The 12,537-nt window shown below is 49.9% G+C and carries 11 protein-coding genes; 3 read left to right on the top strand and 8 right to left on the bottom strand.

The genetic code is table 11. The features are described 5' to 3' along the window. Positions 1 to 227: 227 nt before the first annotated feature. From ACR0L3_RS15605 to ACR0L3_RS15580, 6 genes are all read right to left on the bottom strand, one after another. Entirely contained in the window at positions 228 to 926 is a 699-nt protein-coding gene (locus tag ACR0L3_RS15605; RefSeq protein WP_480746687.1) for a GAP family protein, read from the bottom strand. A 217-nt stretch (positions 927 to 1,143) separates the two neighbouring features. Further along, positions 1,144 to 1,701, bottom strand: coding sequence for a hypothetical protein (locus tag ACR0L3_RS15600; RefSeq protein ID WP_480746686.1), 558 nt, complete (start codon positions 1,699 to 1,701; stop codon positions 1,144 to 1,146). Positions 1,702 to 1,744: 43 nt separating this feature from the next. Beyond that, the gene (locus ACR0L3_RS15595) at positions 1,745 to 3,469 is read right to left on the bottom strand and encodes an amidohydrolase (RefSeq protein ID WP_480746685.1); all 1,725 of its coding nucleotides are present in this window, start codon (positions 3,467 to 3,469) and stop codon (positions 1,745 to 1,747) included. A 366-nt stretch (positions 3,470 to 3,835) separates the two neighbouring features. Next, a complete protein-coding gene (locus tag ACR0L3_RS15590) occupies positions 3,836 to 4,318 on the bottom strand; it encodes a hypothetical protein (RefSeq protein WP_480746684.1) in 483 nt (160 codons plus the stop codon). A 341-nt stretch (positions 4,319 to 4,659) separates the two neighbouring features. Further along, positions 4,660 to 6,000, bottom strand: a complete 1,341-nt coding sequence (locus ACR0L3_RS15585; protein ID WP_480746683.1) for a mechanosensitive ion channel family protein — start codon at positions 5,998 to 6,000, stop codon at positions 4,660 to 4,662. Between the two features lie 710 nt (positions 6,001 to 6,710). Next, on the bottom strand, positions 6,711 to 7,397 hold the full coding sequence (locus ACR0L3_RS15580) for a class I SAM-dependent methyltransferase (RefSeq protein WP_480746682.1): 687 nt from the start codon (positions 7,395 to 7,397) through the stop codon (positions 6,711 to 6,713). A gap of 162 nt (positions 7,398 to 7,559) precedes the next feature. On the opposite strand from ACR0L3_RS15580, the gene ACR0L3_RS15575 reads away from it, so the two are divergent. Next, positions 7,560 to 9,077: a hypothetical protein gene (locus ACR0L3_RS15575; RefSeq protein ID WP_480746681.1), complete on the top strand. Its 1,518-nt coding sequence runs from the start codon at positions 7,560 to 7,562 to the stop codon at positions 9,075 to 9,077. A gap of 5 nt (positions 9,078 to 9,082) precedes the next feature. Then, positions 9,083 to 10,177 (top strand): glycosyltransferase family 2 protein, encoded by a 1,095-nt coding sequence (locus tag ACR0L3_RS15570; protein WP_480746680.1) that lies wholly within the window; start codon positions 9,083 to 9,085, stop codon positions 10,175 to 10,177. Here ACR0L3_RS15570 and ACR0L3_RS15565 read toward each other — a convergent pair. Continuing rightward, positions 10,092 to 11,027, bottom strand: a complete 936-nt coding sequence (locus ACR0L3_RS15565; RefSeq protein WP_480746695.1) for a lysylphosphatidylglycerol synthase domain-containing protein — start codon at positions 11,025 to 11,027, stop codon at positions 10,092 to 10,094. The genes ACR0L3_RS15570 and ACR0L3_RS15565 overlap by 86 nt on opposite strands. After that, positions 11,008 to 11,778: a hypothetical protein gene (locus ACR0L3_RS15560; protein WP_480746679.1), complete on the bottom strand. Its 771-nt coding sequence runs from the start codon at positions 11,776 to 11,778 to the stop codon at positions 11,008 to 11,010. The genes ACR0L3_RS15565 and ACR0L3_RS15560 overlap by 20 nt, the downstream gene beginning before the upstream one ends. 408 nt (positions 11,779 to 12,186) lie before the next feature. Here ACR0L3_RS15560 and ACR0L3_RS15555 point away from each other — a divergent pair, with 408 nt between their 5' ends. Further along, entirely contained in the window at positions 12,187 to 12,513 is a 327-nt protein-coding gene (locus ACR0L3_RS15555; RefSeq protein ID WP_480746677.1) for a potassium channel family protein, read from the top strand. Positions 12,514 to 12,537: the final 24 nt, after the last annotated feature.

Raw genomic sequence — 12,537 nt, 5'->3', positions numbered from 1 at the left:
CTCGTCAGGCTCATAACCTGAAGGTCGTAGGTTCAAATCCTACTCCCGCAACCAGCGTCAGAAAATCCAAACACAGAACGTTCAGACGGCACGGTGTTCCGATCGTTGCGCAGTTCGACAGCGTCGATAACGTGCACGGGTAACGTTGCCTCCGTTCGTAAGTGAAATCCTATTAGGAAATGAGGTGTCGAGAAGTAGTAGATATCACCTGAGCAGAAAGTTTGACATCAAACCAAACCAGAGCCGGTGAGAAAATACTTGATTGCATCAACGATGAAAGCCAACCCCAAGACACCAAACAAGAGCGGGACAAGCCACGACGCTGTTGTGCCAATAAATTGATTTAGCGCCTTTAATCGATCCACAATCGACTTTCCAACGACCAAATATGCAAGCGGAATAAGTGCAAAAGGAAGCGCATATAGAAGATTGTAGATCAGCAATCCCAAAGGTTTAGACTGCACGCTGAAGCGGAACATCTCGTTGATGAAGCCGAAATACGGCACGGCAAACGGCATACCCACGACACATATCGTTAATCCCATCATGAAGGACGGCAGTAGACCTTCTTTCTGCTGGCTCGCTTCAGATCTGGAAGACTGCTTTTCCATAGCGGCGCTTGTGCTAATTCTCACCGCGAGGCCAAGCAATACTATGCCCAGTACAAGTCCGATGATGAAATTGATACGCGTCGGGTTCACGAAGCCTGTAACCACAAAATCCACCACCGGTGCCAGAAACTCAGCAACGCCGTAGACGATCAGAATACCCATCACAAAGTACGCGATTGTGTGACCTAAGATAAGCGCGCAGCTATTTGCAATTGGTCTGCTCCCGGTCAGGGCAAATGCCGTCGCAGCCAGAAGAACTGGACTGACGACGTCAACCAATAAAATGGGTATTCCTACCACCCAAATGTCACTCATCCCCTGCCCCGCGCGATAACTTGTTTTTTCTCAAACTTCCGCTGCCTTGCTTTCTAGAACACACCCAGATGAGCCAATAGCGCCGGGCACTGTCGGCCATTTAGGTGATACGTAACATTCAACTCATAAAGACAGCTCTCAAATCTTTAAGTGATCTTATGGCTTCCGTGAGAGTTTCTCGACACGCCATTCGCGATTAAGCCATTTTGACAAAGTATTAGGGCTCGAACGAGGCCTTCGACACTCCGCCAAATACCCCGGATAGAGTCTCACCGGCTTGTTTCTGTGAAACAACCACAAGATCATTTTCGACCATTTGATCGAAATTGAGGGCGTGCTGCCAGCCTGAATACAGGACATTTACAGTCGTTGTAGCGTCAAATTCAGAAATCGTGTCGAGTTCGGCGGCTGCCAATATCTCGGGAGTGCGATCATCACTGTGGAAACGGATGGCCGCAACTTCGATCGCAAGAAGTACGGTAAACGTTCCTCCGTCCCGCAGATTGGCAGCAACTGACGGTGCCATTTCTTGCGCGAGCCTGTTCAGGGATTTGGTGGACCACGAATGGTAAGAAACACCAGGTCTTTGCAGATACGGTCTGGATTGAACAAGGCCAGACGTACGTCCCTTCAGATCAGCCGTAAAGGCCACTTTTGCCTCGGGGTGGCGCTCAAAAAGCATAGCCCATAGCATCGGATTACCACACGCGTGCGACTGTCCAGCCGCGAACACCATCACACTCAAGGTGGCAAGGAGTTTCAGATTGAAAGTCACAACAGTTCTCCTTTCGGAGTTGATAATTTACGTCAGAGGTCCCCTACTGCTTCGTGTGATCCCAAGTTAAGTTGCCATCCATTATGGTATAAAGCACCTCGACCTCTGAAATGTCATTTGGGTCGATGTCGTAAAGGTTCTTAGACAACACAACCAAATCGGCTTTCTTCCCGACTTCGAGGCTGCCGATGTCATTGTCCAATCCAATTCCAAAGGCTGCATCGATGGTATGTGCCCGCAGTGCCTGGTCTAGTGACATCTTCGCTTCTTCTCCGCCAAGGGGAGCGACGTCTTTACGACCGTCAAGGGTGCGCGTGATACCTGCTTCAATAGCGGCGAGAGGGCGATATTCCGAAACATATCCTGAAACCGGCCAATCGGAGCCAAAAGAGAATTTACCACCTTCCGAAAGTACTCTTGTCGTCGGGAAAGCTATGTTGACACGCTCCGGTCCAACTCGGCTTGTCGCTATCGTTTGCATCAATGGATCCAAACTCATCCAAACGCCCGATGAGTCGTATGTGACGCCCAGCTGATCAAAGCGTGCGTAGTCGTCCGGATGGATGTAAACGCCGTGTGTTATCTTATGACGGCGATCTCTTGGTGGATTGACCGCTATTGCTGCTCCCACTGCATCTAGCAGTTTGCGTACGGCCAGATCACCGAAGCAATGGCAGGTGACGTCAATCCCGGCAGCGTCTGCGCGTATCACGGCATCTTCCATCACATCGTAAGGAATAATCGGCTGTGGAACGTTCTCTGGTTGGTCAGAGTAAGGTTCAACCATGAGCGCGGTCCATTTATCATCGCCACCGTCCATGTTGACCTTGAGGTATCGCGCCTTAACAAGGTCAGTATTGAAGGTTTCGCGCAATTCTAAGGTGCCGGGCAGCGGATCAATATTTCCGTCGTTCCAGTAATACGATCCGACAACCCTAAGAGGCAGTGTACCTGCATCCTCAAAGGCAGTGAGCATTTGAAAGCCCTCGTCCTGCCCCATGCCTTGAATGCCATGGTCGTGGACAGCCGTAATCCCTGCGGCCGCAAAACGGTCAAGCCAGACTTGAACACCTTCCCTCATGAACTCTGGAGAAATTTCCATTAGCGCCGAAAGAACTTGCAGCTGAGCAGGAACTTCCACGATCCAACCGGTTGGGTTGCCTTCGTCGTCACGCTCAAAAAATGAAAAGCCTGGAACTGTATCAGGAGTATCCTTGGTAATCCCGGCAAGCTCCATCGCTTTGGAATTTACCCAAGCCGCATGACCATCAATCGCCCAAAAGTAGATCGGCCGCTCAGACTCGATTTCGTCCAGCATAGCTGCGGTAGGGTTGCCGTCTGTCCATGGGTTGAAGCGCACACCATACCCAAGAATAAGGTCATCTTCGTTCGATTCGACTTCTTCGCGGATCAGCGCGAACAATTCTTCCTTATCATCTGTTTGCAAGTCTACGCCGAGCATGATGAGGCCACCTACAACTGCGTGGATGTGGCCGTCTACGAACCCGGGCAGCACCATCGCGCCACCAAGGTCAATGACTTCTGTCCCCAACCCGATAACATTTGGCAGGCCTTGGGCGGATCCAACATAAACGATTTCACCGTCTTCAATGCCGATGGCCTCCGCGACTGTACCTTCGCCGTCCATCGTGTGGATTGAGCCGTTAATCAGTGCAAAGTCGACTGAAGGGTTTTCTCGACCGGTCTGAGCGGTTGACTGGGTGGCAACAGCGGTTAACAAACCGATTGTCATTATAGTCCACTTCATCGTGCGCACTCCCAACCCCATAAAAACACTAGTTAAGCATGAAACATAATGTTTGCATGTCAAATAAAATCTCTTCGCGTGTCGTCTCTCAACCGGTTCCGTTGAAAAGGGCTTTAAAGGCCAAAAACAATGAGCCTGTTCTGTTGCCCTATTCTTAATACGAGCATTTAGATTCAGTAACCTTAGGAACTGGGTTTCTAGTTCGGCGAGTTGCTGGAAACGGCAAACTACATGCTTTTACGGTGATGCGGCCAGCTTTGCTTAAAACCAAACTATCGATCTGCGTTATTTGCCTATGGCAAGAAGCTCAGCCTCAAAGAGGTTCCTATCTCTCTGATGGCATTCACCCAGTTGCGACCACGCAGTTTAGTATCTCGCACGTTCATACTTGGATAAGATATGGGTTGCTGCGATAGCCGCTAGCCAAATCAAGGATGAGCCAAGTTTTTCAACCGCAGCAATTGGTAAAACCAGAAATCCAAAAAGAATGGACACTGCGTCTTTGGCCTGCCATCCATCCGCAAGTAGATCGGGTAGCAACCCAATAAGGCTTCCACACGCCCCAGCAACCAAAGTTGAAATTAGCCCGCCTAAGAACGCCACGACCCATCCGCCCAAGCCATCACGACCAAACATGAAAGCCATAAGATAACCCATTATCGCGCCGCCAAGCATCATTGCGACAACGTACCGAGCAACAAGCCCTACGTTCTCGCTTGCCCAATCATCGTGCAAACCGTCAGCAAGATCGCGCGACAAGAACAAAAGGAACAAGCTTGAACCGATCAAAGCCATCAAGACTGTCGACGCCAACCTCGGAGTTTTCCCATTTGACACAGTGGTGGACATTAAACCATCCCAAACTGAAACCGATCGAGAGTTTTTGACACGCCCCAAAAGCGATAACTCTGATACTAAATTCGCTGCCGCCGGCTGCTTTGATCTTGCATCATACGCTGACTAACCAATTGCCGGTCAAGGCAACAGAAATAATTGTTTTAGAACGAGTTTCAAAACGTGAATTCGTAAAGCGCACATTATGAATGTGCACACACGTTTCTCAGTTCTCGATCACCCAACGCGCACCTGCGATCAATAGCGTCCTTCGAAAACTCTAGGCCCATTTCCCACTTTAAGAGTTCGAAGCTCTTTCCCTCAGTGGTTTTGTGGAAACATAAACTCGACACACTTCAATTGTCAGGCGAAGCAACGTCATTTGTGTGTACATGCACGTCCATCTGCGGAAACGCGATGTAGATGCCTTCGTTCTGCAAACGTGTTTTACCGATCTCAGTCAGATCCCAGAGCACATCCCAATAATCATCGGTTCGCACCCATGGTCTGCAATAAATGTTCACCGATGAAGGTCCCAACTCACCGACAAATATCCGAGTTTCCGGGCTTCTCAGGCAGCGATTGTCTGCTTTTACCATCTCTGCAAGGGTCGCTTTCGCGCGTTCGATATCGTCTTTATATCCTATTCCGAAAACAAGATCGACGCGCCGCACTCGGTACTTAGTCAGGTTCTCCATCGAACCTTGCCAGATTGACTGATTTGGAATCTGCACCAAACGATTGTCAAAAGTTCTAAGCTTTGTTGAGATTACGTTTACGTCTACGACCGTTCCAATAGTTTGATTGATAGATATGATATCGCCCTTTGAATAAGGGTTTGTCGCTTGAAGTAAAAAGCCACCAATCACACTTTGAAATAAGTTCTGCAGCATAAACGCGATAAGAAAGCCGAGACCACCAATAATCGCAGTTGTGACGCCAATATTTACGCCAAGCCCCCACAACGCGAAAAACAAACCGGCAACCAGAACGCTCCAGCGAATGATGTTTGGCAAGACCACCGCAGCGATTTCATTTTCTTCATTGCGCCGACGAATCCATCGAACTGAAATTCTCTTCAGGATCCCTCCCACAAGGAAAGCTGCGACCATTATCATGATTGCTTGGAAAAGCCCGCCTAACGCCCTTAGCCCACCCCTGCCGGATTTCACCCATTCCCACGATAGATGAGCTATCGCCCGCCATTGATATGAAAGCAAAAGCTCGCCGATAAATCCTTTGATATAATCCTGATGCTTATTCAGCTCCTCTTCTGACCCGCCTTTACGCCCCAATGCGTTAACCACGATGGTGTAGTTCTGCAGGTCACCAATATTCTTTTGGTTTATGGCCTTTATTTCATCGACAAGCACGGGAACTTGCTCATCCGCGACAGTTTCTAGCTGCGTTAATCCTTGGGCTATTTGCGCGAGGTTGGTTTGGACTCGGCGCTGCCAGATGTTTGCAATCTCTGTAAGGTCATCTGCGCTCAGAGCGACTACGTGCCTAGAGAGGACGTTTTCGTCAACATTTGCCTCGCTCGCGATAGCAATCGAGTTTTGATACGGATCCGAGTGAGCGAGTTGCTGCGCATTGGCAACCCCAAAAAAAAGAGCAAAAAGCAACACAGAAGGCCACACCAAAATTCTGGATGAAATCCAAATTCTGGATACATTTCTGAAATTGTACTGAATCATACATTCACTCACTCAAATTTCAGACTATTAAGACACATAATGCTGTTGCTATCGCAACCTGTGCCGTGATTGTCCGGTCTCTATATTGTAACATCAAAATCAGGCCTCAAAGCCACCTCCTTAAAATATCCCAACGCCCTTAGCGCTTGAGTTATAGGAACATCTAATTTCATGCCCCGTTTCCCTCTCGTTTGGACTTTGACAAATTTGAAGTTGTTAGAGCTGCGCCGAAGAGTGGCTATCGGATTCAGTTTTTTATCAAAAATTTCCATGGCTAAAGTGCTCATTCGTCGAAAGCAGTCTATTCATAGTGTCGTCGAGAACTCCGCTCAAAAGTTAGGCTTTTTTGACGTTCGGCAAAGGTCCATTCCTGCTCCCACAACCAGCGTCAGAAAATCCAAAGCAGCCCGTTCAGACGGCAATTGATCCAGCGGATCAATTGCTTAACGTCTTCACCTCATTAGGCTCATAGCCTGACGGTCGCAGGTTCAAATCCTACTCCCGCAACCAAATCCCAACAGCCCGTTCAATCTACAAACAGTCCACCGGTCTGTTTGCTTCACGATCAAACCACGTCAGCTTCGTAACTCGAAGAACAGAGGTGCAAATCCTGCTTAAGCAACCAGCTTTAGCGAACAGTCGCAAACGCATAGCCTCACCCGCAATCAATTAACCACAATCGGGTTAGAAAACACGACAGGCCGCTCTCGTCACAAATAGCAGTTGACCGCGTAAATTAAGTTAAAATTCGCTGAAGGCAGGCGAAGCGGCCACCAAGTTTCGTTGCGGTTCGGGAAATGGAATTCGATAATTCGGCGAAGGTTCTGGATCGGGTTGATGTGTTCGACTGCCATATAATAATCGTACGGTAACCCCGATTTTTCGGCCATTTTCCGTGGGCCCAAGTTGCGTCCCAATTGCCATAAATGTCCTGGATCACACGGCAGCAGTAATGAGATGACCCCACCCGGACGAACGACCCGTGCCCAGTGTTCCAGGGTTTCGGTAGGGTTGGGGATATGCTCCAAAACATGAGTGGCGATTAAACGGTCAATGCTGTTTTCCTCAAAAGGAAACTCTGTGGCTGACAATTGCTGAATTTTAACTCGTTCGTCCCATGTCTTAGATTGCAGCCATTCAATCACCTTGGGGTCGTGGTCAGAGGCGACGTAGGTGTCGAAATTGTGTTGGACGAAAGGAAAATGTGCCATCGTTCCAACGCCTATTTCCAGAACGGTTGCATAACGGTCTTTCAACTGGCGGTCTTGTTCGATCAGCGCGTGGGTCCGGTGCAAGACCTTGCTGCTGAGGGAATTCGAATAATTTGCCGCGTCATAGTTTTCCAGCCAAGCACCTTCGTAGGTACCCCAATCCGGCTTTGGAACGTAGTGTTTCATGCCCGTGTCCCTCTGTGCCCCACTGCTCATTTGCGCCTATATCCTAAATGCAACATTGGTGAGCTTTCCGACGTGCGTCCGTGTTCGTCTGTGACAACCTCGACTATCTCGCTATAGCGTTGCTCACAGAAAAAAGCAGCAACAATCCAGTCGGGTCGTACTTTGGACAATCAGGACACGATACAGAGATACACCTTTTGGGTGGCTATAGGCCTTTTGCTGCTAGGCAACCTTGTTCAGTCTTTGTCGTTTGTTAACCATGATGTCGGCTGGGTGTTGTATTCCTCGGGGCGGTTTTTTGAGGGAGGTGTCTTTGGCCGAGACATTATAGCCGCCAACCCACCGTTGATTTGGTGGATTTCCGCGATTCCTAATGGTGTCGCATCCATTACCCCGTTTGATGCAGTGACTGTGTACAGGATCGCGGTATTGGGCCTGTCGCTGGCCGTTCTGGTCGACCTCAACAGAATGATCGCGGACCAGCTTCCGCCGCTTGGGAAGGCTTCACTCCTCATAGTGTTTTCAGTTTTGGTGGGGTTTGGCGCAGGCCGAGATTTTGGGCAGCGCGAACATCTGGCCCTATTGCTTTGTATTCCCTATCTGACGCGGGCCGCATTGCTGGTCCAGACTGGTGTGGTATCGCGCCGCGCAAACTGGTTGGCTAGCATCGGGGCAGGTATAGGTGTCGCATTCAAGCCTTACTTCCTTCTTATGCCCGTCCTAGTGGAACTGTTCGTTGCCTTGCGTTTGCAGCGCGTTAGGCTGATGATCCGCCCGGATATTTTGATCTCTGTCGGTACGGTCGCAGTCTACGTGCTGGCGGTTTGGGTATTCGCGCGCCCCTACTTGGTCGAGGTGATCCCGAACATTTCGGAGGTTTATTGGGGGTTCGGTTGGTCGGCAATACAAGTGGCACGTTGGAATATGAACGTCGTGATGCTCGTACTAACGGCAGTGGGAATCTCCGGCCTTCTCAGATTCTCGGCGCTTAGCAAAGTTTTCAGCCTTGCCGCTTTGGCCTTTTTGGCAGCTGCTCTGATACAGAAGAAGGGCTACAGCTATCACCTTTACCCAGCTGTAGTTTTCGCCTGCCTGAGCCTTGCCTGTGCATTAACGGCATCAAACGTTACCCTAAGGGCTGTGTCCGCTGGTGTTCTTGTTGTTTCGTTGTATTTTCAAGGTCAATCAGGCTGGCACGAGATTCAAGGCCTGCGGGCAGCCGGCGCAGTTGGTAGCAGAATTCAAGCTGTCATTGAAGTAGTGCAGGACCGGGTGCCGCCCGGCGGAAGTTTCTTAGCAATTTCAACACACCCTTTCCCTGGGTTTCCAGTGTCCAATTACGCGTCACGAGATTGGCTAGCCTTGACCAACAGCCGCATAGGCTTACCGGCCATTGTGAGGATGCGCGAAAATGGCTTCGATGGGGCCACGTCTGAACTGCTCGCTCGGGTTGAAAAGCGAGAGCGTCGGGCGATGCTGAAAGATCTTGGCACCAACCCCGATTTGGTACTGGTAGCCGCGACGCCGCGTAGACATGCGATTGGATATTCCAAATTCGACTTCCTGTCTTTCTACTTAGAAGATTCTGAATTCCGGCGGCTTTGGCAGAACTACGAAGAAATTGACGTGGAACTGGATGAGTTCAAAGCTTTTAAACGCAAGCGTTCAAAGGACGGTTGATTTCTATGCTTAACGCTGATCAAAAACCCCATACCGTCGCGGTAGTTGTCCCCTGTTATCGATCGGCAAAAAACGTGGCGTCTGTGATCGAGCGCGTTCCGATGTCGGTTGACCTGATATTTTGCGTTAATGACGCTAGCGATGACGATTTGGCCAACGTGCTCGTCGAGGTGGCGGAAAAAGATTCGCGAATTAGAGTGCTGACGCACACAGTGAATGCAGGCGTCGGCGGTGCGATGGTCACGGGTTACAAAGCAGCTATCGCGGAGGGGGCGGATATCATTGCAAAGTTGGACAGTGATGGTCAGATGGATCCGACCCTCATACCAGCTTTGATTGCCCCAATCGTCGAAGGCGAAGCTGATTATGTGAAAGGCAACCGTTTCTTCAATCTGGAAAGTGTAAGGGCAATGCCACGAGGACGGTTAGTGGGGAATGCCGGGTTATCCTTCATCAACAAAATCTCGAGTGGTTATTGGCATTTGTTCGACCCGACAAATGGCTTTACTGCCATCCACGCCGAGGTGGCTCGGGTTTTGCCGTTGGACAAACTACACAAAAGGTACTTTTTCGAATCAGATATGCTGTTCCGATTAGGTACGTTACGGGCGGCGGTAACGGACGTCCCGATGGAGGCCGTTTATGGCGATGAGATCAGCAACCTGCGCGAGTTTGATGCACTGATCAGGTTCCCATTTCTGCATCTTAGAAATTTTTTCAAACGGATTTCGTACAATTACTTTCTACGCGATTTCAGCATTGCGTCGCTGAACTTTGTCTCAGGCTTTGTACTAGTGTTGTTTGGCATAATTTTTGGCATCTCTGCCTGGATCGCTAGTGCGCGGACTGGTTTACCGGCAACAGCCGGTACCGTTATGCTAAGTGCATTGCCAATCCTAGTCGGAATCCAATTACTGCTCAATTTCATCAGCCACGACGTTTCAAACTCACGCCGTCCGGCACTGTTTCCGCATATCGGACGCGTGCGCCTGCTGGAAGCAAACGCCCATTCCGCTAAGGCACGGGAGGGTGAGATCGTCCTGCAAAATAGGCCGCCCGTTCCAGCAGAAACGCCGCCACAATCAAAGAGATCACCATAATCGGGCGCGCAACAACCGCGAGCTCAGCGGCTTCTGAACCGGATGTGCCTAACAGCATCAATGCACCAGCTGCACCTGCCTCGGCAAAGCCGATCCCTGCGATTGAAACCGCAAGTGCTCCCGCAACGTTCAAAAACAGCACAATGACCCAGCACTCCCACAAGGTCAGCCGATAACCTGCGGCCGAAAAGCCGAACCATACACCTGCCCCTGCGCAAAGCCAGATGGCCAGCGTTAATGCGTTTCGCTGCACCTGATGCTCATTGCTAATATGGGCGGCATCGCTGAGATTCTGTAACAAGGTCTGAAAGCGCGACGTCTTTTGCCAAGCCATAGAAATAAATCTTATAACTAAGCGGATCGTTGTTTCCGTCCAAATCAGAGTAGTAAATGCGAGCACAGCCAATGCCGCAAAAAATGGGATTTGAATTCCAGTGATAGCCAATCCCGTCGCGCCGAGGCCAATAATTGCCAAGGCATCGCGTATCCTTGATAGAACGATAATGCCCGCCCCGTTGGTTAAATCGACTCCTACAAATTTACGGGCCATCGCTGGGAACGTCAGGTCTCCTGACCCGGACGGGGCGATCAAGAATATCAATTGGTGGCATGCGGCCAGCCTGCACCATTGCCACAAAGAGCCCTGTTTATGTCGAACCCCGCTTATCAGCTTGAAATTCAGCGCCCGCAGGCAAAGCATCGCTGCGTATATCCCAAGACACGCAATCGCATAGTTCAAATTAACCTTTGACAAATCAATGTTTTGGCCACCTGCAAACCAGACCAGTGCTGCAAACAGCAACACCCCCGCCGCGGCGCTGCTGAACCTGCTAATTCTCGCCAATTTCATAGCCATACGATGCCGCAAGAAGGCCGCAGATTTCCTTTTCGGCTGCGAAGTTCGCCGTCTTGGACTGCGTCGGCGAAGGATTAAGGCGTGACGAAAAGATTGGATGATTTGCGTCCAGTACTTTTTCAAGATCGAACATCCAGCGCAATGTAGCCAGCGCGGTCAAGCGTGTTTCAGGATTGTCCGAAAACAAATCTTCATAGCGTATTCGACTGTAACGGCTGGCCTTTTTCTGAAGACCATCAATCTGCGAATTGCACCAGGTCCACCGCCAAAGCGCCCTTTCATAATCACTCAATTGTCCCCATCCTGCAGGTCTGGGCGAAGGATAGGGCTTGGCAAATGGAACATAGTCAATCGCACCGCGCAGTTTAGCTGAGGCTTTGAAGGTGGTTATGGATCGGGCCCAATCCGCAGGGTGGCGCACAACATGCAGGACATTCAACTTGCGCCCAGCAATTGGCAGAGTATCTGCCACGGAGCAAAGAAATGGATTAATCTCGATATAGCGCCCGTCGCCTTGATGCAGCTTTCGTTGCAAAACTTCGGACCACCTGCGTGTTGCTGAGCGGCATACGCCCCAATCATTGCGCAGATTTCCCAACATCATAAGATAACGCGAGGGCGAAGGTTCATGTTGCACGCGTATTGAGGGATCGAGTTCGTGGATCAAGCAGGAAAGGAAAACTGTTCCGGTCCGCCCCGCCGATAAAATATAGCAACTGACTTCACTGTTTCGCGGGTTGCTCATGAAATTTTCGGAACTTGTCGTCGCGGTTTGTCAGACTGTGAGGCATACCCAGTTCGATAGCAAGGAGATAATGTCGACAGAACCCGTGGTGCCAGGCGAGATAGGTTATGCTCTCAGAGTTCATGTTCCCGCGGACCGAGGAACTGCCCATATCCTTTGCAAGATATGAGCTGCATCAATAGCTTTGGTGGTGAAGTTTTTACCGTAATTTTACTCAACCAAATTTTTGGGCTGTGTTTGAAGGCATTGGCTACTGGCTCCCTCAATCAGTATTTGGTGACACCTATCAAAATTTTGAATCTGCTAAACGCAAAGCTTTTCGGTGTGTGTGCCGGCGTTTAAGAATTTGCTCAAGCTAGGACGCCTATAATTCTGTTATACCTCTTTGCAACAGTGGAAAGGGGTATCATGAATTCGCTGAAAAGAATTACAAAAGGAATGGGAGTTGCTTTCAAAGACGGCCGGGTTAAGGGCATTCTTGCTTTTACCGTTGGGATGATTTTGTGGGCGTCTGTTTTCTACCATTTTGTCGAAGGGTGGAGTTGGCTGGATTCAATCTACTTTTCCGTCGTCACGATTTCGACGGTTGGATTCGGTGATTTCTCTCCGGAAACAGCTGCAGGCAAAATTTTTACGATGGTGTACATCATTGTCGGACTAGGCATTTTTGTGACAGCTGCAACAACCGTCGCGGATACTATCCTCTCTCAGGATGACGAAGATACAGACGCATAAATTGTAGGGGTTCTGAGCGCTAAT

Source organism: Ruegeria sp. CK1, from assembly GCF_056536545.1.
The sequence above is the reverse complement of the archived record's forward strand: the minus strand, read 5'-3'. Positions and strand labels throughout refer to the sequence as shown.